Origin of the sequence: Delftia sp. WY8 (genome assembly GCF_018437695.1) — a bacterium.
Classification (GTDB): domain Bacteria; phylum Pseudomonadota; class Gammaproteobacteria; order Burkholderiales; family Burkholderiaceae_C; genus Comamonas; species Comamonas tsuruhatensis.
This window is the reverse complement of sequence record NZ_CP049795.1, coordinates 270,527-292,062: the sequence shown is the minus strand read 5'-3', so window position 1 is coordinate 292,062 and position 21,536 is coordinate 270,527. Positions and strand designations below refer to the sequence as shown.

Genomic DNA, 21,536 nt, shown 5'->3' with positions numbered 1-21,536 from the left:
GCTGCCGGCTTTTTCTTTGATCCGCCCGAAGGAGTCTTTGTGGAGTGGCTTCGTCAGTACCTGACCCATGAGAATGCGCTGCTGCTGCTGTCGGTGACCTGGTCGGTCTATGTGGTGATCGTCGCGGTGTGGATCCTTTTGCAGCGCAGCGCGCCCGTGGCCACGCTGAGCTGGCTGCTGTCCATGGCGGCGATTCCCGTGGGCGGGCTGGCCATCTACTATTTCTTCGGCCCGCAGCGGCTCAAGCGCCAGCGCATCAAGCGGCTGCGCGCGCGCAAGACATCGCGCGTGCGCTCGGGCGTGCAGCGGCTGCGCGAGCGCATGCCTGGCAGTCCCGAGCGCCTGCACCAGGTCGCGCGACTGGTGGCCGCCACCAGCGACTTTCCGGTGAGCACGGCCACCGACCTGCGGCTGCTGGTCGGTGGCGCGGCCACCTTCGACGCCATCATCGACGCGGTGAATGCCGCGCGCCACCACATCCACCTCGAGTACTACATCTTCGAGCCCGACCAGACCGGCACGGCCCTGCGCGACCTGCTCATACAGCGGGCCCGCGCAGGCATACAGGTGCGCCTGCTGGTGGATGCCCTGGGCTCCAAAAAGCTGGGGCGGCGCTTTCTGCAGCCGCTGGAGGATGCGGGCGCCGAGGTCGCGCTGTTCCATGGCACCAAGATCGGCCGGCGGCTGCGCCCGGTCATCAACTTCCGCACCCACCGCAAGATCCTGGTGTGCGACGGCAAGGTGGGCTTCACGGGCGGCGTCAACGTGACCGACGAAGAGAACGCGCGTGTCATGCCCGATGCCTACCACGACGTGCACCTGCGCCTGGAGGGCGCCATCGTCAACTGGCTGCAGACCGTGTTCCTCGAGGACTGGGCCTACGCCCTCGAAAAGGACCCCAAGAGCGAGCCCGCCGACATCGACCTGCTGCTGCCGGACGCGCCCGAGGGCCCGCTGCCCGTGCAGATCATCACCTCCGGCCCCGACAACGGCCTGCAGGCCATCTACCGCGCCCATCTTGCGGCCATCAACGCGGCCGAGGAGCGTGTCTGGCTGACCACGCCGTACTTCGTTCCCACGGAGGCCGCGCTGGCCGCGCTCACCAATGCCTCGCTGCGCGGCGTGGATGTGCAGCTGCTGGTGCCGCGCCGCTCCGATTCGGCCCTGGTCACGGCGGCCGCGCGCTCCTACTACGACGAACTGATCCGCTGCGGCGTGCGCGTCTACGAATACAAGGCGCGCATGCTGCACTCCAAGACGCTGGTGGTGGACGGCAGCATCTCCATCATCGGCACGGCCAACTTCGACTACCGCAGCTTCTTCCTGAACTACGAAGTCTGCGCCATCGCCTACGGGCCCCAGCTCAATGGCGACCTGGCGCGCCAGTTCGAGCTGGACCTGGAGCAGGCGCAGCGCGTGCATTTCAAGCGCGACCTGGGCTTCGCACTGCGCCTGTTCGACTCCGGCGCGCGCCTTTGCTCACCCTTGCTGTGATGTCCGGACGCACTTTTTTCGCAGGCATACTCGCCCGATGGCCCATACCTTCTTCTGGCACGACTACGAGACCTTCGGCGCCCAGCCGCGCTATGACCGGCCCGCGCAATTCGCGGGCATCCGCACCGATGCGGAACTCAATGAAATCGGCGAGCCCGTCATGTGGTACTGCCAGCCGGCAGGCGACTACCTGCCCGATCCGCAGTCCTGCCTGATCACCGGCATCACGCCCCAGCAATGCCTGGAGCAGGGCATGCCCGAGGCCCAGTTCGCCGCCCGCATCGAGGCGGAACTGGCCCAGGCCGGCACCGTGGGCGTGGGCTACAACACCATCCGTTTTGACGACGAGATCACGCGCTTCATGTTCTGGCGCAACCTCATCGACCCCTATGCGCGCGAATGGCAAAACGGCTGCGGGCGCTGGGACCTGCTGGACGTGGTGCGCATGGTCTATGCGCTGCGCCCCGAAGGCATTGTCTGGCCGAAAAAGGAGGATGGATCTCCAAGCTTCAAGCTCGAGGACCTGGCCCGCGCCAACGGCCTGCTGCACGAGAAGGCGCACGATGCCCTGTCCGACGTGCGTGCCACCATCGGGCTGGCCCGGCTGATCCGCAAGGTCCAGCCCAGATTGTTCGACTTCGCCTTCTCGCTGCACAAGAAGGACCGTGTGCTGCAGGAAATGGGCCTGCCGGCCGAGCCGGCGCATGCCAGGCCCTTCCTGCACGTCAGCGGCATGATCCGGCCCGAGCGCGGCTGCATCGCCGTCATGTGGCCGCTGGCCACGCACCCCACCAACAAGAACGAGATCATCTGCTGGGATCTGGCGCAGGACCCGTCCGAGCTGGCCTCCATCGACGTGGACACGCTGCGCCTGCGCCTGTTCTCGCGCGCGGCCGACCTGCCCGAAGGCATGCAGCGTCTGCCCATCAAGAGCATCCACGTCAACAAGTCGCCCATGGTGGTCGGCAGCCTCAAGACGCTGAGCCCGGCCATGGCCGCGCAATGGGGCATCGATGTGGAGCAGTGCATGGGCCATGCGGCCATTGCACGGGACCTGCCCGACATGAGCGCGCTGTGGCGTGCCGTTCACCAGCGCCCTGCGCAGGAAGGGCTGGATGCCGACCAGGACCTGTACGGCGGTTTCGTGGGCAATGAGGACCGGCGCCGCCTGAACCACCTGCGCAGCCTGTCCGCGCAGGAGCTGGCGCTGGACCGCACGGGATTCGACGATGCCCGCCTGACCGAACTGCTGTTCCGCTACCGCGCCCGCAACTTCCCCGCCAGCCTGAACCCGGCCGAGCGCCAGCGCTGGCTGCAGCACTGCGCGGCCTGCCTGATCGAAGGCAAGGGCGGCGCACGCACGGCCGAGCAGATGTTTGCCATGGTCGATCAGCTATCAGAAACTGCCGACGAGCGCGGCGAGGAAATCCTGGGGGCGCTGTATGACTATGCCGAGGCGATCATGCCGGAACTTTAGTTCCCCCTGAGCCGCTGCGCGGCTTCTCCCGAGAGGTGCGACACCCTCGCGGCGGGGCGAGGCGGGGCGGGTGGCGTAGGCCCTTGCTCGGTCTTCCTCGCCTTGGGCCGCGTCGGCTTCAGGCGCAGCGCCCATTTGTGCCTTCAGCCAAAGAACTTGTAGCAGACCACGATGGCCGCCACCACGCCGGCCAGCTCGGCGATGAGGGCGCAGGGCACGGCGTGGCGGGCACGCTGTATGCCCACGGCGCCGAAGTAGACGGCCAGGACGTAGAAGGTGGTTTCGGTGCTGCCCTGGATGGTGGCGGCCACCAGGGCGGCGAAGCTGTCCACGCCCTGGGTCTGCATGGTCTCGATCAGCATGGCGCGCGCCGCGCTGCCCGAGAAGGGTTTGACCAGGGCCGTGGGCAGGGCGTCCACGAAGCGGGCGTCCATGCCCATGGCATCGACCACCCAGCGTATGCCCGACAGCGCATACTCCAGCGCGCCCGATGCGCGGAACACACCCACGGCGCAGAGCATGGCCACCAGGTAGGGCAGCAGGCCCTTGGCCACGTCAAAGCCTTCCTTGGCGCCCTCGATGAAGCTGTCGTAGACCGCGACCTTGCGCCAGGCGCCCAGGGTGACGAACAGCACGATCAGGGCAAACAGCGTCAGGTTGCCCAGCAGCGATGACAGCTGCGCCAGCGCGGCCGCCGACAGCGTGGCCAGAAAGGCCATGAAGCTCGCCAGCGCCAGGCCCAGCGGCAGCAGGTAGCCCAGCACCACGGGGCTCCACAGCGGCAGCCTCTGCACGACGGCCACGGCCAGCAGGCCGACCAGGGTCGAGGCCGAGGTGGCCAGCAAGATCGGCAGAAAGACCAGGGTGGGATCGGGCGCACCCTGCTGCATGCGGTACATGAAGATGGTCACGGGCAGCAAGGTCAGCGACGACGCATTGAGCACCAGGAACAGGATCTGCGCATTGGTGGCGGTGTCGGGCCGGGGATTGAGCTCCTGCAGCGAGCGCATGGCCTTCAGGCCCATGGGCGTGGCCGCGTTGTCCAGTCCCAGCCCGTTGGCCGCGAAGTTCAGCGTGATCAGGCCCAGGGCCGGATGGCCGCGCGGCACCTCGGGCATGAGCCTGGCGAACAACGGGCCCAGCACGCGCGCCAGCCACTCCACCACGCCGGCCTTCTCTGCGATGCGCAGAAAGCCCAGCCACAGCGTCAGCGTGCCGAACAGCAGCACCATGACCTCGACCGACAGCCTGGCCATGGCAAACAGCGCCTGCACCATGGCCGAGAAAATCCCGGCCTGGCCGCCGACCAGCCATTGGGCCAGCGCAGCCACGGCCGCCACCAGAAAAAAGCCCAGCCACAAGGCATTCAGCATGGATTCCCGTCCCTCACGAGGCAATTGCAAGCCGCCATTGTGGGGCCAGCCGCAGGGCTTACGGGCCAGGGCGGCAGGGCATTGACAGGGCTCCGTTATCCTCGCGGCCCCGTGGTCCGAGGACCGCACCATTGCTGCAAAGGATTCCATGCCCCAGGTGATAGGACAGGTGAGCGTCGCCGTGCGCGACTATGACGAGGCGCTGCGCTTTTATGTGGGCGCGCTGGGCTTCGTGCTGATCGAGGACACCGCCCTGTCCGAGGGCAAGCGCTGGGTCACCGTGGCTCCCGGTGGCGGCGGTGTGCGCCTGCTGCTGGCCCGTGCCACGAATGAGGAACAGGCCGCGCGCGTGGGTAACCAGACCGGCGGGCGCGTGTTCCTGTTCCTGCAGACCGACGACTGCCTGCGCGACTTCGAGGCCTACCGCTCGCGCGGCGTGCGCTTTGTGCAGGATCCCCAGCGCAAGCCCCACGGCACCGTGGCCGTGTTCGAAGACCTCTACGGCAATCTGTGGGATCTCATCGAGTTGCATCCGGCGCGCTGAGGGCCTAAGGCGCACTGCTTCAGCGGCTGGCCACGATGAACAGCCTGGGGAAGGGCAGCAGCACCGTGCCATCGTCCAGCGCGGGGTAGGCCTGGGAGATGGCCTGCAGATACGCTGCGTAGAAGCCGGCCTTTTGCTCCTCATCCAGCGGCGCGACGAAGGGTCGCAGCGCCGAACCCTTGAACCACTCAACCACCGCGGCATGGCCGCCCGCCAGCGGGTGGAAGTAGGTGGTGCGCCAGACATCGACGTTGCTGCAGTGCGGGCGAAGCAGGGCGTAGTAGAAGTCCGCGCTGTGACGTGCGGGGTGGCGCACATCGCCAATCGTGGCAGCCCATGGGCCGCTGGCGGCCACTTCGCGCGCCAGCCGGTGGGCCGGTTCTTCCAGGTTGTCCGGCGTCTGCACGGCCAGGCTGCCACCGGGTGCCAGGTGGCTGACGAGGCGCGGGTAAAGCTGCTGGTGGTCGGGCAGCCACTGCAGCGAGGCATTGGCCAGGATCACGTCCTGCGGCTGGTCGGGCTGCCAGGTGGCGATGTCGGCCAGGCAGAAGGCCGTGCCCGGCAGCCGCTTGCGTGCGGCATCCAGCATGTCCTCGGAATTGTCCAGTCCCGTCATGGTGGCCCCGGGGAAGCGCTGGGCCAGGACCTCGGTGGAGTTGCCGGGGCCGCAGCCCAGGTCCACGGCCAGCCGCACGGCGCGGCCAGGCAGATCGGGAATGGCGGCCACCAGGTCGCGCACGGGGCGGGTGCGTTCCTGCTCGAACGTTGTGTACTGCTTTGCGGACCAGGTCATCGTGTTGCCTTTCAGGTAGGTGTGCTTGTGGGGCGCGAGCGTAAATCCGTCCATTCATGATTGCAAATGCCACAATCGAAGCCTTCCCATACCTTGAAAGTATTGATGTGCCCGAGCTTCGCCAACTGCGCGCCTTTGTCGCCATCGCCGAGGAAGGCCACATCACCCGCGCGGCCGAGCGCCTGGGCATGCAGCAGCCGCCGCTGACGCGATTGCTGCAGGGCCTTGAGCACGAATTGGGCGTGGAGTTGGTGCAGCGCCTGCCGCGCGGCGTGCGGCCCACGGCGGCGGGGCTGGCGCTGCTGGAAGAGGCCAGGGCGCTGCTGGCCCGCTCCGATGGGCTGGCCGAAGTGGTGGGCCGTGCCGCCCGCGGCGATACGGGCCGGCTGGCCGTGGGTTTCACCAGCTCTGCCGCACTGCATCCCTTCGTGCCCGGCGTGCTGCGCATGTTCCGCCAGCAGGTGCCCGGCGTCGCGGTGGCGCTGGAGGAGGCGGGCACGGGCGAGCTCATGGATGCATTGCTGCAAGAGCGGCTGGACGCGGCCTTTGTGCGCTCGCCCCTGCATGGCAGCCAGGGGCTGCAGGCCGTGCCGATTCTGGAGGAGCCCATGCTGCTGGCCCTGCCGGCAGGGCATGCGCTGGCACGCCCATTGCGCCGGCCCGTGCCTTTGCCGCAGCTCGCCTCGGAGGATTTCGTGCTGTACCGGCGCAGGGTGGGGCAGGGCCTGTACGACGCCATTCTCAAGGCCTGCCTGGAGGCCGGTTTCAGCCCGCGCGTGGTGCAGGAGGCGCCGCGCATGACGGCGACGCTGAGCCTGGTCTCGGCAGGGCTGGGGCTGTCCATCGTGCCGGCCTCCATGCAGCGCCTGCGCAGCGACGGCATTGCCTACCGCACGCTGTCGCAATGCCCGGGGCTGGCCGCTCCGCTGCATCTGGCCACGCGCGTGGGCGATGCGTCTGCGGTGCTGCGCAGGTTCCAGGACCTGGTTGCCACGGCGGCCGTGGCGGAGTCCTGAAGGTGCGGACTATGGTGACCTGGTTGCTGCGCGTGCGGCAGCGCGAGGACCGCCGCGCTGCCTGACCACGGTGCGCGCGCATTCCACCAGCTTGTGGATCAGCGGCAGGCGTGCCGAAGAGCGCAGCCACATCACACCGAAGCGCCGCGACTGCGATTCCTCGGGCAGGGCCAGCCGCACCACGCCCTGGCCATCGGGCAGGTTCAGGGCTGTGTCGGGCACCAGGGAGACGCCCAGGCCCCTGTCCACCATCATGGCAATCGCCACCAGCGAGCTCAGTTCAAAGCGCTCCTGGGGAGCGATCTGCGCGGCGCGCAGGTAGCGCTCCACCATCTGGCCGCCGCCCAAGCTGCGGTCATAGCGGATCAGCGGCTGGGTGCGCAGCAGCGTGTGCGGGTCCAGGTGCGCCAGCTGGCGCGGCACCAGCAGCACCAGCGGCTCCTCGCGCAGCAGTGTCCAGTCGAAGGTCTTGGCCAGGGCGAACGAGGGGTGCAGGCAGACCGCCGCATCCAGCTCGCCCTGCCGCACGGCCTCGTACAGCTCGCGCGTGGTGGCCGACCGCAGGAACACCTTGGCGTCAGGGCACTTCTTCACGAAGCCGGCCAGGATGTCGGGCAGCAGGCTGTGCAGCGCCGTGTTGATGGTGCCTATGACCAGTTCCCCGGCCGTGCCTTCCTGGCTGACATGGGTCTTGGCATTGGCCAGTTCGCGCAGCAACTGCGGCGCGGATTGGGCCAGGCGGTGGCCGGCCGGGGTGGGCAGCACGGTGGGGCCTGCGCGGGCCAGCAGGGGGGCGTCGAACTCGCGCTCCAGGATGCGGATCTGCTGGGCCACGGCGGCCGCCGTGATATCCAGGCGCCGCGCGGCCTCGGCCATGGAGCCGGTCTCCACCACGAGCAGGAAGCTGTGCAGGTAGCTGGTTTCCATAAACAAAGAATTTGTGTGGTTTGAACAAATATTACCTGTGTTTCTCTTGGCTTTCTGCCGCCCACAATGCGGGCCATGAGAAGCAAACTGTTTGTTCCCGCATCGCGTCCCGAGCTGTTCGCCAAGGCCCTGGCCGGCGAGGCCGACGCGCTGTCCTTCGACCTGGAGGACGCGGTGGCCGAAGCGCGCAAGGACGAGGCGCGCAGCCTGCTGCGCAGCTTCCTGCTCAGCCCTGAAAGCCGGGGCCATGGCAAGACGCTGATCGTGCGCGTCAACGCCATGGATACGCCGCATTTCGGCGCCGACATCGCCGAGATGGTGCGCGACGGCGTGCACCTCATCAACCTGCCCAAGCCCGAGACCGTGCAGCAGGTGCGCGAGGCCGCACAGCGCATTGCCGATGCGGCAGATGCCAACGGCGTGCCCCAGGCGCCTGGCCTGCTGCTCAACATCGAAACACCCCGCGCCCTGCGCTGCTCTGCCGAACTGGCCGGCGCCCACGCCAGCGTGGCCGGCCTGCAGATGGGGCTGGGCGACCTGTTCGAGCCCTTTGGCGTGAACCGGCGCGAGCCCGCCGCCATTGCCCAGGTGCTGCTTGCCGTGCGCATGGCCGCTGCCGAGGCAGGCATCTATGCCTATGACGGCGCCTTTGCCGACATCCGCGACAGCGACGGCTTCAGCGCCGAGGCGCGGCTGTCGCGCGGCCTGGGCTTTCTGGGCAAGACGTGCATACACCCCAGCCAGGTCGCGCTGGCCAATGCGGTCTACCAGCCGACCGAGCAGGAGATTTCCCACTCGCTGAAGGTGGTCCAGGCGGCCCGCGAGGCTGACGCCAATGCGCTGGGCGCCTATGTGGTGGACGGAAAGATGGTGGACAAGCCCTTTGTGCTGCGTGCCCGGGCCATCGTGGCTGCGGCGCATGCACAGGGGCTGCTGGTGGCCTGAATAGGGTTCTGGCATTCCGGTGTACCGGCGTCCTGCATGCCGGGCAACACAACGACAAGAAACAGGACAGGAGACAAAGACATGAGCATTTCGCATTGCCGCACGCGGCGCAGGCTGGTGGCGCTGGCGGCCACGGCAACGGTGGCCATGCTGGCCGGGCTGGCTTCGCCGGGATTGATGGCGCAGGGCGCCTTCCCGTCCAAGGCCATCACCATGGTGGTTCCCTATCCGCCGGGAGGCTCCAACGATGTGTTCGCACGCCAGGTGGCCAAGGAAATGGGCGATCTGCTCAAGCAGACCGTGATCGTGGACAACCGGCCCGGCGCCAGCGGCAACACCGGCACGGCCTCGGTGGCCAAGGCGACGGCGGACGGCTACACGCTGGTGGCGGTGTCGTCGAGCATGACCACGAATGCCGCGGTGCAGGCCAAGATGCCCTTCGACCCCGTCAAGGACCTGGCGCCCGTGGCCATGTTTGCCAAGGGCCCGCTGGTGGTGGCCGTGAACAACGAATTCCCGGCCAGGACGCCGCAGGATCTGGTGCGCGCCATCAAGGCCAGCCCGGGCCAGTTCAACTACGCCACCTCGGGCACCGGCAGCATCAACCACTTCGCGACCGAGATGATGCGCTCCATGGTGCCGGGCATGGACATCATGCATGTGCCCTACAAGGGCCAGGGTCCGGCCGTGACCGATGTGATCGGCAACCAGGTGCAGATGCTGGTCTCCAGCGGCCCGTCCATCCTGCCCATGGTGCGCAACGGCAAGCTGCGCGCCATCGGCATCACCAGCCTCAAGCCCAGCCCCATTGCGCCGGACCTGACGCCCATGGCAACGGCCATCCCGGGCTACGAGTTCGATCTGTGGTGGGGGCTGCTGGCGCCTGCGGGCACGCCCGCCGACATCGTGGACCGCCTCAACCAGGCCGTGAACCAGGTGCTGGCCAAGCCGACCATCCAGGCCAGCTTCCTGCGCGAAGGCGCCATTGCCAACCCCGTGACGCCGCAGCAGTTCGCACAAGTGATCCGCAGCGACGTGGCGCGCTGGAAGCAGCTCGCCAAGGACCGCAATATCCAGGCCGATTGAACCCGGCCTTTGGCGGGAGGTGCCCCAGGCCTTCCCGCTTCCCTATCAGGAGAAACGAATGAGTTTTGTGCCCGGTGAACGCCAGGGGCCGAAAGGCCCGCTCAGCGGCGTGCGCGTGCTGGACCTGAGCGCCTATATCGCGGGACCGTATGGCTGCTCGCTGCTGGCGGACCAGGGCGCTGAGGTGATCAAGGTCGAGCCGCCCGTGGGCGACAACCTGCGCAAGTACCCGTCCACGCTGGAGGCTGAAAGCCGCGCCTTCCTGGGCGTGAACCGCAGCAAGTGGGGCATGGTGCTGGACCTGAAGGACGAGGCCGACCACGCCGTGCTGCTGCGCCTGGTGCGCGAGGCCGATGTGCTGGTCCACAACTTCCGGCCCGGCGTGCCCGAGCGGCTGGGCATCGGTTTTGCGCAGTTGGCCGCCATCAACCCACGCCTCGTCTATTGCAGCGTCACCGGCTACGGCAGCCGGGGTCCGCTCAAGGCCAAGGCGGGTTACGACCAGGTGCTGCAGACCATGACCGGGATGTGCGCCATGCAGGGCAAGGCTGGCGGGCCGCCCGAGATTCTCTACGGCTCCGTGGTGGACTACTACGCCTCGGCCCTGGTGGCGGGCGGCGTGTCGTCGGCGCTGTACGAGCGCGAGAAAAGCGGGCTGGGCCAGCATGTGGGCGTGTCCCTGCTGCGCGCGGCACTGACCATGCAGTCCGCACGCATGGTCTGGGCTGAGGGCGAGCCGCGCGAGGTGGGGCGCGACATGCGCTCGGGCGGCATCACGGGCATCCACCCGACGCGCGAAGGTTATCTCTACATCTCGGCCAATACCGCGCATTTCTGGGAGGCGCTGTGCCGCAAGCTGGGGCTGCCCGAGCTGGCCGGCGACGAGCGCTACGACTCCGTGCGCAAGCGCGCCCAGCACCGCGACGTGCTGGTGCCGCTGCTGCGCCAGGCATTGGCAGGGCGCAGCGCGCTGGAATGGGAGGCCTTGTTCGGTGAGGAAGTGCCCTGCGCGGCGGCCCGCACGGTGGAAGACATGTTCGACGACCCGCAGGTGCAGGCCGAAGGCATGGTCACCCGTTTCGAGCACCCGACCCTGGGCAGCTACCGGGGCTTTGCCGGCGCCGTCGAATTCGACCGCACACCCGGCCCGCCGGCCTTTGCCGCGCCCACGCTGGGCCAGCACACCCAGGCCCTGAAGGCCGCCGCACAAGAGGGCTGTTGATGCAGGCACTGCCCGCTGGCGCCTGCGACGCCCATCTGCATGTCTTCGATCCGCGTTTTGATACGTGTTTTGGGGCCGAGGCTCCGCAGGCCATGCGCGCCCATGCCACGGCTGCCGACTATGCGCAGCTGCGCGGCGCCATGGGGCTGGAGCGCGCCGTCATCGTCCAGCCGCGTGCGCATGGCACGGACAACCGGGCCACGCTGCACGCCATCCAGTCCCTGGGCGCAGCAAGCACGCGCGGCATTGCCGTGGTGCACCCCGATATCACCGACGCACAGCTGCAGGCGCTGCATGACGGCGGCATTCGCGGCATCCGCTTTTCGCTGCACACCGAGCACGATGCAGCCGTGCGGCTGGACATGCTGGAGCCGTTGGCCGAGCGCATTGCCGCGCTGGGCTGGCATGTGCAACTGCACTGGCTGGCCAGCCAGATCGAGGCCCATGCGGCGCTGCTGCAGCGGCTGCCATGCACCCTGGTGTTCGACCACATGGCGCGGCTGGCTGACAGCACTGACGGCGCAGGCGTGCACCAGCCTGCCTTCGGTGTGGTCCGTGGGCTGGTGCAGCAGGGCAGGGCCTGGGTCAAGCTCTCGGGCCCGTATCTGAACAGCCGGGCGGGCCTGGCCGCAGGCTATGCCGATTGCGACGCGCTGGCGCAGGCTTGGGTGGCCGAGGCCCCGCAGCGCCTGGTCTGGGGCAGCGACTGGCCCCATGTCACCGAAGCTGCCCATCCGCCGCAGACCCCCATGCTGCTGGCGCTGCTGTCACGCTGGATTCCCGATGCGGCGCTGCGCGCCCGCGTGCTGGTGGACAACGCCGCCGAGCTGTACGGATTCGATTGAGGGCGCGGGGCACGCAAGCCTCGCAGCCCAGGTTTTCACCATGGAGCAACAGGAGACAGAAACGTGAAGAAGATCAAGACATTGCGGCCCGCCATGACGGTGCTGGCCTTGGGGTTGGGCCTGGGACTGGGACTTTTCCAGGGCACGCTGCATGCGGCCGACTATCCGGCCGCGCAGGCCATCACGGTCGTCGTGCCGTTCTCGGCCGGCGGCGGTGCGGACAATGCGGCGCGCATCATCGCCAAGGCGCTGGGCGAGGTCTCGGGCCAGACCGTGGTGGTGGACAACAAGGCCGGCGCCAGCGGCGCCATTGGTGCCGCCCTCGTGGCGCGTGCCAAGGCCGACGGCTATACGGTGCTGTATGACGCATCGTCCTTCGCCATCAACCCCGCGTTGCGCAAGCTGCCCTATGACCCGGCCAAGGACTTCATTGCCGTGTCCCAGGCCATCAGCGTGCCCAACATCCTCGTGGCGGCGCCGTCCTCGCCCTACAACAGCCTGGCCGACTTCATGAATGCCGCGCGGCAAAAGCCCGGCAGGCTCACCTATGCCTCCTACGGCCCGGGCAGCCTGGCCCAGATGGCGACGGAACTGCTCAAGGCAGACGCCAAGTTCGATGCCGTCCACGTTCCCTACAAGGGCGGGGCGCCCGCCATCGTCGATGTCATGGGCGGCCAGGTCGATGTGTACTTTGCCAACGCCGCCTCCAGCATCAACTATGTCAAGGGCGGCAAGCTCAAGGCGCTGGCCGTGTCCTCGGCCAAGCGCATGCCGGACCTGCCCGACGTGCCCACGGTGGCGGAAAGCGGCATCAAGGGCTTCGAGGTCACGGAGTGGAACGGCTTCTTCCTGCCCGCCGGCACCGCGCCCGAGACCGTGCAGAAGCTGCAGGACCTGGTGCAAAAGGCCCTGGCCCTGCCGGCCACGCGCGCCAGCCTGGAGAAACTGGGCCTGACGCCCGTGGGCAGTTCCTCCGCCGCCTTCACGGGCTTCGTGGCCGCCGAGCGCAAGCGCTGGGATGCCGTGGTCAAGGCCAACGGCATCACCGTGCAGTGAGCCGCCGCGCGTGACGGGACTCAGGGCGTGGCGGTGACGCGCAGCAACTGCCCGCCCTGGGCGTCCGTCAGCAGGTAAAGCCAGCCGTCCGGTCCCTGGCGCACATCGCGCACGCGCTGGCCCAGGCGCGGCAGCACCTGCTCGCTGGCCGTCACCTTGCCGGACCTGATCGTCAGGCGCTCCAGCCGCTGGAACTTGAGCGAGCCCACGACCAGCGATCCCTTCCATTGCGCCCCATACCGGTCACTGGTCACAAAGGCCATGCCTGAGGGGGCGATCGACGGCACCCAGTAGTGCAGCGGCTGCTCCATGCCCTCCTTGCGCGTGATGCCGGCGCCGATCTTGCCGCCGCCATAGTTCTCGCCGTAGGTGATCGCGGGCCAGCCGTAGTTCTTGCCGGGCTCGGGCCGGTTGACCTCGTCGCCGCCCTGCGGGCCGTGCTCATGCATCCACAGGCTGCCATCGGGCGCCAGCGCCGCGCCCTGGGCGTTGCGGTGGCCGTAGCTCCAGATCTCGGGCCAGGCATCCGCGCGGCCGACAAAGGGGTTGTCCCTGGGTACGCTGCCGTCCTTGGCAATGCGCACGATCTTGCCCAGGTGGCTTTGCAGGTTCTGGGCCTCTTCCTTGTAGCGCGAGCGCTCGCCCAGCGCCAGGAACAGCGTGCCATCGCTCTTGCCGTCCACCCTACGCTCCACGATGCGGCAGCCGAAATGCAATGCGCTAGCGTACCTGGGGCGCTGCGAGAATAGCATTTTCACCTGCTCCAGCCGGCTGGCATCGTCGGACAGCCGGGCGCTGGCCAGCGCCGTGCTGTTCTTGCCGCTGTCGGCGCCGCTGCCGGGCTCGGAGTAGCAGAAGTACAGCTGGCGGTTGCGCGCGAAGTCGCTGTCCAGCACCACGTCCAGCAGGCCGCCCTGGCCTGCGGCCTCCACGGCCGGAAGGCCCGCCAGGGGAGCGCCCAGCCTTCCGTCGCCCTGCACGATGCGCATGCGGCCCGGCCGCTCGGTCACCAGGTAGCGCCCATCCGGCAGGAAAGCCATGGCCCAGGGGTGCTCCAGGCCTTCGGCGACGATTTCTGTGGAGAGGTTGGGGCTGGCGGCCCACAGTGCGCCGGACAGGCCCAGGGTGCTGATGGCGAGGGCGGCGGATAGGGATGGCGGCATGCCGATGCTCCTGTGATGAGGGGACAAGACGGGAAGCCGGATGCACCGCAGTGGACGTCGGCGGCGGTGCAGCGCAGGCAGGGGGCTTCGCACAAGCCAGCATCATGCACGACGCCACCAGAGCCTGCGGCGACCTGTCAACCACTGCGCAAAAAGCCCGCGCAGCCACTTGCGCGGGTGTATAAACAGCGCTCTTTCGGCGCCGGGCCGGGTCCCTGCGGGGGCGGGCGGCGGCGCCTCCTACCCACCAGAGAATCCGCAAGGGAAAAGCAGCCATGGGCGCGCAATGGAAAGCAAAGGGCAAGGCGCTGGTCGCCGACGCCAAGGGAAAGCTGTTTGGCAAGCTTGTCAAGGAAATCATCGTCGCGGCGCGCGCCGGCGCCGATCCGGCAGGCAACTCGCGCCTGCGCATGGCGGTGGAAGCCGCACGCAAGGCCTCCATGCCCAAGGACACGCTCGAGCGTGCCATCAAGAAGGGCTCGGGCGTGGGTGCCGATGCCGTCAACTACGAGCGCGTGGTCTATGAAGGCTACGGCCCCAACCGCGTGCCGGTGATGATCGAGTGCCTGACCGACAACGTGAACCGCACGGCACCCAACATGCGCGTGTGCTTTCGCAAGGGCCAGATGACGGCCGTGGCCTGGGACTTCGACCATGTGGGCATGATCGAAGGCGAGCCCGAAGGCGGCGCCGATGCCGAACTGGCCGCCATCGAGGCCGGTGCACAGGACTTCGAGCCCGGCGAGGAAGAGGGCACGACGCTGTTCATCACCGACCCCACCGACCTCGATACCGTGAGCAAGGCGCTGCCGGCCCAGGGCTTCAAGGTGCTGTCGGCCAAGCTGGGCTACAAGGCCAAGACGCCGGTCAGCATGGCCAGCCTGTCGGCTGAGCAGCAGGAGGAAGTGCAGGACTTCCTGGCCGGCATCGAGAACGACGATGACGTGCAGAACGTCTACGCGGGCCTGGTGGATTGATGACGCTGTCCCCGCTGCCAAGCAAAAAAGCCGCACATCGTGCGGCTTTTTTGTGGGTGCAGGCGCCCAGCGCCCGGCGGCTCACTTGGTGCCGAAGATTCGGTCGCCCGCGTCGCCCAGGCCCGGCAGGATGTAGCCGTGGGCGTCCAGCTGGCGGTCCACGGCGGCCGTGTAGATGTCCACGTCGGGATGGGCCTTCTGCATGGTGGCCACGCCTTCGGGCGCGGCCAGCAGGCACATGAACTTGATGGACTTCGGGTTCAGCTGCTTCAGGCGCGCCACGGCGGCGGCGGCCGAGTTGCCTGTGGCCAGCATGGGATCGACGACCAGCACGTCGCGCTCTTCCATCTCGGAGGGCATCTTGAAGTAGTACTCGACGGGCTGCAGCGTCTCGGGGTCGCGGTACAGGCCGATGTGGCCAATGCGCGCGCCGGGCACGACGTTGAGCATGCCGTCGAGGAAACCGTTGCCGGCGCGCAGGATGGACACCAGCACCAGCTTCTTGCCGTCGATGACCTTGCCGGTCATGGTCTCCAGCGGGGTCTCGATCTCGATGTCCTGCAGCGGCATGTCACGCGTGATCTCGTAGGCCATCAGCGTGGACAGCTCGCCCAGCATGCGGCGGAAGCTGTTGGTGCTGGCTTCCTTGCGGCGCATCAGCGTGAGCTTGTGTTGGACCAGCGGGTGGTCGATCAGGTGCAGAGTACTCATGGTTTTCTTCTGGAAAAAAGGGCGCCGGTATTTTGGGTCCGGCGCCAGGGGTCGGTTCAGTCGTGCAGAAAGCGCGCGTAGCGCGCCAGGTCCACATTGCCGCCGCTGATGAGAATGCCCACGCGTGCGCCCGACAGCGCAACCCCGCCATGCAGGGCGCCCGCCAGCGAGAGCGCTCCCGTGGGTTCGACCACGATTTTCTTGCGTTCCGCGTAAAAGCGCATGGCCTGCACCAGATGCTCGTCCGCCACGGCCAGGATATCTTCGACATGCTCGCGGATGATGGCGAATGTGATATCGCCGATGGACTGGGTCTGCGCGCCGTCGGCAATGGTGTGGGGCGTGGGGATCTGCACGATCCGGCCTGCGCGCAGCGACTGGCGGGCATCGTCGCCGGCCTGGGGCTCGACGCCGTAGACCTTGCAGCGCGGGGCGAGCTGTCCGGCTGCCAGCAGGCTGCCCGACAGCAGGCCGCCGCCGCCCAGGCAGACGAACAGGTAGTCCAGATCGGGCACCTCCTCGAACAACTCCTTGGCCGCCGTGCCCTGGCCGGCAATCACGTCGCGGTGGTTGAACGGCGGGATCAGCGTCATGCCGCGCTCGTCGGCCAGGCGCCGGGAGATGGCTTCGCGGTCCTCGGTGAAGCGGTCATAGGTCACCACCTGGGCGCCGTAGGAGCGGGTGGCCGCCATCTTGGAGGCAGGCGCATCCTCGGGCATGACGATGAGCGCGGGCATGTCCAGCATCTGCGCGGCCAGTGCCACGGCCTGGGCATGGTTGCCCGAAGAGAAGGCCAGGGCGCCGCGCTTGCGCTGCTCGGGGGTGAACTGCGACAGCGCGTTGTAGGCGCCGCGTATCTTGAAGGCACCCGTGCGCTGCAGGTTCTCGCACTTGAAGAACAGCTGGGCGCCCAGCAGCTCGTCGGCGGTGCGGCTGCGCAGTATGGGGGTGCGGTGGGCCACGCCCTCCAGCCGGCCGGCTGCGGCGGCAACGTCGTCATAGGTGGGCAGCGAGGGAGGGCTGTTCGTCGTCATGGCGTGCGGTTCCGCAAAGTGGATGGAGGCGGTTTCGATCATAGCCGCATGCGCAGGCTTTCAGCGCCCTGAAATGCGCCAGCCGTTGCATGGCAACGGCTGGGTGCTATGGTGTTTGATGCGGCGCAGTGCCGGTGCGCCAGCGCTTCAGCGCTTCTTGTTGCCCAGGATGCCGCCGAGCACGCCGCGCAGGATTTCCTTGCCCAGCGAATTGCCCATGGTGCGCATGGTGGACTTGGCCATGGTCTGAACCAGGCCGTCGTGCTTGCCTCCGCGCGGGCCTGTGGTGCCGAACAGAAGATCCTTGAGCCCGTCCATCATGGCGCCGCCGCCTTCGCTGGCGGCGGGTGCGGCTCCGGCAGGGCTTGCCGGCGAGGCCCCGTCGCCGGATGCTGCCGTGCGTCCGCGCAGCACTTCGTAGGCCGATTCGCGGTCCACCGCCTTTTCATAGACACCTGCCACCAGCGATTGCGCCAGCAAGACCTTGCGCTGCTCCTCGCTGATCGGACCGATCTGGCTGCCCGGTGGAATGACATAGGCGCGTTCGGTGATGCCGGGGCGGCCCTTTTCATCGAGGAAGCTCACCAGGGCCTCGCCCACGGCCAGCTCCGTGATGGCGGCCTCGATGTCCAGCCCCGGCTTGGGCCGCATCGTGGTGGCCGTGGCCTTGACGGCCTTCTGGTCGCGCGGCGTGAAGGCGCGCAGTGCATGCTGCACGCGATTGCCCAGCTGGGCCAGCACGGTGTCGGGCACGTCCATCGGGTTTTGCGTGACGAAATACACGCCCACGCCCTTGGAGCGCACCAGGCGCACCACCAGCTCGATGCGTTCGAGCAGCACCTTGGGCGCATCGTTGAACAGCAGGTGGGCCTCGTCGAAGAAGAAGACCAGCTTGGGCTTGTCGGGGTCGCCGATTTCGGGCAGGCGCTCGAACAGCTCGGACAGCATCCACAGCAGGAAGGTGGAGTACAGGCGCGGGGAATTCATCAGCTTCTGGGCCGCCAGGATGTTGACCACGCCCTTGCCGCCCGCATCGGTCTGCATCAGGTCGTTGATGTCGAGCATGGGCTCGCCAAAGAATTTGTCGCCGCCCTGCGACTCGATGGCCACCAGCCCGCGCTGTATGGCCCCCACGCTGGCGGCACTGATGTTGCCGTACTCGGTGGTGAACTGCTTGGCGTTGTCGCCCACGTGCTGGAGCATGGACCGCAGGTCCTTGAGGTCCAGCAGCAGCAGTCCGTTGTCGTCGGCAATCTTGAAGACCAAGTTGAGCACGCCCATCTGCGTGTCGTTCAGGGCCAGCATGCGCCCGATCAGCAGCGGCCCCATGTCCGAAACCGTGGCGCGCACCGGATGGCCCAGCTCGCCGAACACGTCCCACAGCGTGGTGGGGCAGGCCAGGGGCTGGGGAATCTCGATGCCGCGCTCCTGCAGCGAAGCCGCCATCTTGGCGCCGGTGCTGCCGCTTTGGCTGATGCCCGACAGGTCGCCCTTGATGTCGGCCATGAACACCGGCACGCCGATTTCGGAGAAGCCTTCCGCCATTTTCTGCAGCGTCACGGTCTTTCCGGTGCCCGTGGCGCCGGTGATCAGGCCATGTCGATTGGCCAGTGCGGGCAGCAGCAGGCATTCTGTGGCAGAGTGGCGGGCGATCAGAAGTGGAGCGGCCATTTCGGGTTTCCTCGGGGGAGCATGCGGTCAAAAGTAAAATCCCAGCCGCAAGGTTAAATCAATATCAAAGGACAGCCTGTGGCAGGACACAGTAAATGGGCCAATATCCAGCACCGCAAAGGCCGCCAGGACGAAAAGCGCGGCAAGGTCTGGACTCGCATCATCCGTGAAATCATGGTGGCGGCACGCACGGGAGGGGGCGATCTCAGCGCCAACCCGCGCCTGCGCCTGGCGGTGGAAAAGGCCAAGGCGGCCAACATGCCGGCCGACAACATCAAGCGCAACATCGACAAGGCCACGGGCAATCTCGAAGGCGTGACCTACGAGGAAATCCGCTACGAAGGCTACGGCATTGGCGGCGCGGCCATCATCGTGGACACCATGACCGACAATCGCGTGCGCACTGTGGCGGATGTGCGTCATGCCTTCAGCAAGTACGGTGGCAACATGGGCACGGAGGGTTCCGTGTCCTTCCAGTTCAAGCATGTCGGACAACTGATCTTTGCTCCCGGAAGCGACGAGGACCAGATCATGGAAGTGGCGCTGGAGGCCGGTGCCGAGGACGTGATCACCGATGATGAGGGGGCCATCGAGGTGCTGACCGCACCCGCCGAGTTCGAAACCGTGCGCGACGCGCTGCAGGCCAAGGGCCTGACGCCGGAGGTGGCTGAAGTCACCATGCGCCCGGAAAACACCATCGCCCTGCAAGGCGATGACGCAGCCCGCATGCAAAAGCTGCTGGACATGATCGAAGACCTGGATGACGTACAGGACGTCTACCACAACGCTGAACTATGAAAATTCTTGTGATTGGTGGCGGAGGCCGCGAGCACGCCCTGGCGTGGAAACTGGCTGAATCGCCGAAATCGACCAAGGTCTATGTGGCCCCCGGCAACGGTGGCACGGGCCTGGCCGGCGGCAAGGTGGAGAACCTCAACATCACCGACCCGCAGGCGCTGCGCGAGTGGGCGCAGGCCGAGAAGGTCGCGCTGACCGTCGTCGGCCCCGAGGCGCCTTTGGCGGCCGGCGTGGTCGATGAGTTCCGTGCCCATGGCCTGCGCATCTTCGGCCCCTCCAAGGCGGCCGCCCAGCTGGAAAGCTCCAAGGCGTTTTCCAAGGACTTCATGGCGCGCCACGGCATCCCCACGGCGCTCTACGAGACTTTCACCGACCCGGTTGCTGCCCACGCCTATGTGGATCGCCTGGGTGCGCCCATCGTGGTCAAGGCCGATGGCCTGGCCGCAGGCAAGGGCGTGGTCGTTGCGACCACGCTGCAGGAAGCCCACGACGCCGTGGACTTCATGCTCGTGGACAACAAGTACGGCGTGGCCCACAACGACGGCGGCGCCCGCGTGGTGATCGAGGAATTCCTCGCCGGCGAGGAAGCCAGCTTCATCGTGCTGTGCGACGGCAAGAACGTCCTGGCCCTGGCGACCAGCCAGGACCACAAGCGCCTGAAGGACGGCGACCAGGGCCCGAACACGGGCGGCATGGGCGCCTACTCGCCCGCGCCCGTGGTCACGGCCGACGTGCATGCCCGCGCCATGCGCGAGATCATCCTGCCGACCATCCGCGGCATGGAAAAGGACGGCATTCCCTACACCGGCTTCCTGTATGCGGGCCTGATGATCGATGCATCCGGCCATCCCAAGACGCTGGAGTTCAACTGCCGCATGGGCGACCCCGAGACCCAGCCCATCATGATGCGTCTCAAGAGCGATCTGGTGGACGTCATGCTGGCGGCCACCGATGCCAAGCTCGACCAGGTCGAGCTGCAATGGGACCGCCGCACGGCGCTGGGCGTGGTCATGGCTGCGGCCGGCTACCCCGAGGACCCGCGCAAGGGCGATGCCATCAGCGGGCTGCCGCAGGACGCCGCCGATGCCATGGTCTTCCATGCCGGCACCCAGCTCAAGGATGGCGTTCCCGTCACCAGCGGTGGCCGCGTACTGTGCGTCACCGTGCTGGCCGACAGCGTCAAGCAGGCCCAGCAAAAGGTCTATGACGTGGCGCGCGGCATCCATTTCGATGGTGCCCAGTACCGCCGCGACATCGGCTTCCGTGCCGTGAAGAACTGAGTCCATGGCAGAGCAATCGACCGGGCAGGCGCTGCCCGTGGCCCAGGTGCGCGAGTACCTGACGGGCCTGCAGGCCCGCATCACGCAGGCGCTGGAACAGGTGGAAGGCGAGGGCGGTGCACGCTTTCTGTCCGACGCCTGGAGCAAGGGCCCCGGCGAGCGCCTGCAGGGCGATGGCATCACCCGCATCATGGAAGGCGGCCGCGTGTTCGAGCGCGCGGGCTGTGGCTTCTCGCATGTGCGCGGGCCGCAGCTGCCGCCCTCGGCCACGCAGCACCGGCCTGAGCTGGCCGGTGCGCCGTTCGAGGCCATGGGCGTGTCCCTGGTCTTCCATCCGCGCAATCCTTTTGTGCCTACGGTGCACATGAATGTGCGAATGATTGCAGCCGGCTCAGGTGCGGCCGGCTCAGGTGCGGCAGGGCAGCCGGGCAACCAACCCACCTGCTGGTTCGGCGGCGGCATGGACCTGACGCCGGTCTACGGCTTCGAGGAAGATGCACAGCACTTTCACCGCGTCTGCCGCGATGCGCTGGCGCCTTTTGGCGACACGCTTTACCCGCGCTTCAAGACGTGGTGCGACGAGTACTTCCGCCTAAAGCACCGCAACGAGCAGCGCGGCATCGGCGGCATCTTCTTCGACGACTTCTCGGAGCTGGGCCAGGCGCGCAGTTTCGACATGCTGCGCTCGGTGGGCGATGCCTTTCTGGAGTCCTACCTTCCCATCGTCGAGCGCCGCCAGGCCATGGACTACGGGCAGCAGCAGGTCGATTTCCAGCGCTACCGCCGCGGCCGCTATGTGGAGTTCAACCTGGTCTGGGACCGGGGCACGCACTTCGGCCTGCAGTCCGGCGGGCGTACGGAGTCCATCTTGCTGTCCATGCCACCGCATGCGAGCTGGAGCTACCAGCGCGAGGACGCGCCCGGCACCCCCGAGCGCGCTTTGCTGGAGCAATTCCTGGTGCCCCGCGACTGGCTTTGAGCCCGAGAGCCGCCCTCCCGAGCGGCGTGGCGAAATCCGCGCGTGCAAGGGAATAGGCGGCAAAACTATAATTTCAATAGCTTGAGGCGCAGCGTTGGCTGCGTTCTCCACTTTCTTCGGCGCGAAATCTTCCGGCGATCTGTGG

20 protein-coding genes are annotated in these 21,536 nt (G+C 67.5%); 13 read left to right on the top strand and 7 right to left on the bottom strand.

Annotation, left to right across the window (positions count from 1 at the left end; all coding sequences use genetic code 11):
• Positions 1–39: 39 nt before the first annotated feature.
• The gene (gene cls / locus G4D77_RS01255; protein ID WP_126312737.1) at positions 40–1,494 is read left to right on the top strand and encodes a cardiolipin synthase; all 1,455 of its coding nucleotides are present in this window, start codon (positions 40–42) and stop codon (positions 1,492–1,494) included.
• A 37-nt stretch (positions 1,495–1,531) separates the two neighbouring features.
• The gene (gene sbcB, locus G4D77_RS01250) at positions 1,532–2,971 is read left to right on the top strand and encodes an exodeoxyribonuclease I (protein WP_017404791.1); all 1,440 of its coding nucleotides are present in this window, start codon (positions 1,532–1,534) and stop codon (positions 2,969–2,971) included.
• 143 nt (positions 2,972–3,114) lie between these two features.
• Here sbcB and G4D77_RS01245 read toward each other — a convergent pair whose 3' ends face one another.
• Entirely contained in the window at positions 3,115–4,344 is a 1,230-nt protein-coding gene (locus G4D77_RS01245; protein ID WP_047327730.1) for a spore maturation protein, read from the bottom strand.
• Positions 4,345–4,492: 148 nt separating this feature from the next.
• Here G4D77_RS01245 and G4D77_RS01240 point away from each other — a divergent pair, with 148 nt between their 5' ends.
• The gene (locus G4D77_RS01240) at positions 4,493–4,888 is read left to right on the top strand and encodes a VOC family protein (RefSeq protein WP_016454836.1); all 396 of its coding nucleotides are present in this window, start codon (positions 4,493–4,495) and stop codon (positions 4,886–4,888) included.
• 19 nt (positions 4,889–4,907) lie between these two features.
• Here G4D77_RS01240 and tam read toward each other — a convergent pair whose 3' ends face one another.
• A complete protein-coding gene (gene tam, locus G4D77_RS01235; protein ID WP_193616005.1) occupies positions 4,908–5,681 on the bottom strand; it encodes a trans-aconitate 2-methyltransferase in 774 nt (257 codons plus the stop codon).
• 107 nt (positions 5,682–5,788) lie between these two features.
• Between tam and G4D77_RS01230 the strand changes: the two genes are divergently transcribed.
• Complete coding sequence (locus tag G4D77_RS01230; protein WP_193616004.1) at positions 5,789–6,697, top strand: LysR family transcriptional regulator; 909 nt, start codon at positions 5,789–5,791, stop codon at positions 6,695–6,697.
• A 9-nt stretch (positions 6,698–6,706) separates the two neighbouring features.
• Here the strand turns inward: G4D77_RS01230 and G4D77_RS01225 are convergent, their stop codons facing one another.
• On the bottom strand, positions 6,707–7,624 hold the full coding sequence (locus G4D77_RS01225) for a LysR family transcriptional regulator (protein WP_154834422.1): 918 nt from the start codon (positions 7,622–7,624) through the stop codon (positions 6,707–6,709).
• A 75-nt stretch (positions 7,625–7,699) separates the two neighbouring features.
• Between G4D77_RS01225 and G4D77_RS01220 the strand changes: the two genes are divergently transcribed.
• The 5 genes from G4D77_RS01220 to G4D77_RS01200 all read left to right on the top strand — a co-directional run bounded on the left by G4D77_RS01220 (position 7,700) and on the right by G4D77_RS01200 (position 12,778).
• Positions 7,700–8,569, top strand: a complete 870-nt coding sequence (locus G4D77_RS01220; protein WP_154834421.1) for an HpcH/HpaI aldolase/citrate lyase family protein — start codon at positions 7,700–7,702, stop codon at positions 8,567–8,569.
• A gap of 81 nt (positions 8,570–8,650) precedes the next feature.
• Positions 8,651–9,655: a tripartite tricarboxylate transporter substrate binding protein gene (locus tag G4D77_RS01215; protein ID WP_154834420.1), complete on the top strand. Its 1,005-nt coding sequence runs from the start codon at positions 8,651–8,653 to the stop codon at positions 9,653–9,655.
• A 58-nt stretch (positions 9,656–9,713) separates the two neighbouring features.
• Positions 9,714–10,877: a CoA transferase gene (locus G4D77_RS01210; RefSeq protein ID WP_154834419.1), complete on the top strand. Its 1,164-nt coding sequence runs from the start codon at positions 9,714–9,716 to the stop codon at positions 10,875–10,877.
• Entirely contained in the window at positions 10,877–11,722 is an 846-nt protein-coding gene (locus G4D77_RS01205) for an amidohydrolase family protein (protein ID WP_154834418.1), read from the top strand. The genes G4D77_RS01210 and G4D77_RS01205 overlap by 1 nt, the downstream gene beginning before the upstream one ends.
• A 63-nt stretch (positions 11,723–11,785) precedes the next feature.
• The gene (locus tag G4D77_RS01200) at positions 11,786–12,778 is read left to right on the top strand and encodes a tripartite tricarboxylate transporter substrate binding protein (RefSeq protein ID WP_016446879.1); all 993 of its coding nucleotides are present in this window, start codon (positions 11,786–11,788) and stop codon (positions 12,776–12,778) included.
• Positions 12,779–12,798: 20 nt separating this feature from the next.
• Here G4D77_RS01200 and G4D77_RS01195 read toward each other — a convergent pair whose 3' ends face one another.
• Positions 12,799–13,941, bottom strand: coding sequence for a PQQ-dependent sugar dehydrogenase (locus tag G4D77_RS01195; protein WP_017404799.1), 1,143 nt, complete (start codon positions 13,939–13,941; stop codon positions 12,799–12,801).
• 275 nt (positions 13,942–14,216) lie between these two features.
• Between G4D77_RS01195 and G4D77_RS01190 the strand changes: the two genes are divergently transcribed.
• The gene (locus G4D77_RS01190) at positions 14,217–14,918 is read left to right on the top strand and encodes a YebC/PmpR family DNA-binding transcriptional regulator (protein WP_016446881.1); all 702 of its coding nucleotides are present in this window, start codon (positions 14,217–14,219) and stop codon (positions 14,916–14,918) included.
• Between the two features lie 81 nt (positions 14,919–14,999).
• Here G4D77_RS01190 and upp read toward each other — a convergent pair whose 3' ends face one another.
• The 3 genes from upp to G4D77_RS01175 all read right to left on the bottom strand — a co-directional run bounded on the left by upp (position 15,000) and on the right by G4D77_RS01175 (position 18,334).
• Positions 15,000–15,629: a uracil phosphoribosyltransferase gene (upp, locus tag G4D77_RS01185; protein ID WP_012205354.1), complete on the bottom strand. Its 630-nt coding sequence runs from the start codon at positions 15,627–15,629 to the stop codon at positions 15,000–15,002.
• Positions 15,630–15,685: 56 nt separating this feature from the next.
• Positions 15,686–16,663 carry a threo-3-hydroxy-L-aspartate ammonia-lyase gene (locus G4D77_RS01180; RefSeq protein ID WP_034347889.1) on the bottom strand — a complete coding sequence of 326 codons (978 nt, stop codon included), beginning with the start codon at positions 16,661–16,663 and terminating at the stop codon, positions 15,686–15,688.
• Positions 16,664–16,810: 147 nt separating this feature from the next.
• Positions 16,811–18,334: a helicase HerA-like domain-containing protein gene (locus tag G4D77_RS01175; RefSeq protein WP_154834417.1), complete on the bottom strand. Its 1,524-nt coding sequence runs from the start codon at positions 18,332–18,334 to the stop codon at positions 16,811–16,813.
• A 78-nt stretch (positions 18,335–18,412) separates the two neighbouring features.
• On the opposite strand from G4D77_RS01175, the gene G4D77_RS01170 reads away from it, so the two are divergent.
• The 3 genes from G4D77_RS01170 to hemF are packed head-to-tail and all read left to right on the top strand — an operon-like array spanning position 18,413 to position 21,391.
• Positions 18,413–19,132: a YebC/PmpR family DNA-binding transcriptional regulator gene (locus tag G4D77_RS01170; protein ID WP_012205357.1), complete on the top strand. Its 720-nt coding sequence runs from the start codon at positions 18,413–18,415 to the stop codon at positions 19,130–19,132.
• Positions 19,129–20,412 carry a phosphoribosylamine--glycine ligase gene (purD, locus tag G4D77_RS01165; protein ID WP_012205358.1) on the top strand — a complete coding sequence of 428 codons (1,284 nt, stop codon included), beginning with the start codon at positions 19,129–19,131 and terminating at the stop codon, positions 20,410–20,412. Before G4D77_RS01170 ends, purD begins: the two co-directional genes overlap by 4 nt.
• Before the next feature lie 4 nt (positions 20,413–20,416).
• Positions 20,417–21,391 (top strand): oxygen-dependent coproporphyrinogen oxidase, encoded by a 975-nt coding sequence (gene hemF, locus G4D77_RS01160; protein WP_046239340.1) that lies wholly within the window; start codon positions 20,417–20,419, stop codon positions 21,389–21,391.
• Positions 21,392–21,536: the final 145 nt, after the last annotated feature.

Coding starts and splice junctions, on each gene's coding strand:
- tam (WP_193616005.1), bottom strand. CDS start 5,681: ATGACCTGGTCCGCAAAGCAGTACACAACGTTCGAGCAGGAACGCACC.
- G4D77_RS01190 (WP_016446881.1), top strand. CDS start 14,217: ATGGGCGCGCAATGGAAAGCAAAGGGCAAGGCGCTGGTCGCCGACGCC.
- G4D77_RS01225 (WP_154834422.1), bottom strand. CDS start 7,624: ATGGAAACCAGCTACCTGCACAGCTTCCTGCTCGTGGTGGAGACCGGC.
- G4D77_RS01215 (WP_154834420.1), top strand. CDS start 8,651: ATGAGCATTTCGCATTGCCGCACGCGGCGCAGGCTGGTGGCGCTGGCG.
- G4D77_RS01195 (WP_017404799.1), bottom strand. CDS start 13,941: ATGCCGCCATCCCTATCCGCCGCCCTCGCCATCAGCACCCTGGGCCTG.
- G4D77_RS01175 (WP_154834417.1), bottom strand. CDS start 18,334: ATGGCCGCTCCACTTCTGATCGCCCGCCACTCTGCCACAGAATGCCTG.
- G4D77_RS01245 (WP_047327730.1), bottom strand. CDS start 4,344: ATGCTGAATGCCTTGTGGCTGGGCTTTTTTCTGGTGGCGGCCGTGGCT.
- G4D77_RS01205 (WP_154834418.1), top strand. CDS start 10,877: ATGCAGGCACTGCCCGCTGGCGCCTGCGACGCCCATCTGCATGTCTTC.
- G4D77_RS01180 (WP_034347889.1), bottom strand. CDS start 16,663: ATGACGACGAACAGCCCTCCCTCGCTGCCCACCTATGACGACGTTGCC.
- upp (WP_012205354.1), bottom strand. CDS start 15,629: ATGAGTACTCTGCACCTGATCGACCACCCGCTGGTCCAACACAAGCTC.
- purD (WP_012205358.1), top strand. CDS start 19,129: ATGAAAATTCTTGTGATTGGTGGCGGAGGCCGCGAGCACGCCCTGGCG.
- sbcB (WP_017404791.1), top strand. CDS start 1,532: ATGGCCCATACCTTCTTCTGGCACGACTACGAGACCTTCGGCGCCCAG.
- G4D77_RS01220 (WP_154834421.1), top strand. CDS start 7,700: ATGAGAAGCAAACTGTTTGTTCCCGCATCGCGTCCCGAGCTGTTCGCC.
- hemF (WP_046239340.1), top strand. CDS start 20,417: ATGGCAGAGCAATCGACCGGGCAGGCGCTGCCCGTGGCCCAGGTGCGC.
- G4D77_RS01240 (WP_016454836.1), top strand. CDS start 4,493: ATGCCCCAGGTGATAGGACAGGTGAGCGTCGCCGTGCGCGACTATGAC.
- G4D77_RS01210 (WP_154834419.1), top strand. CDS start 9,714: ATGAGTTTTGTGCCCGGTGAACGCCAGGGGCCGAAAGGCCCGCTCAGC.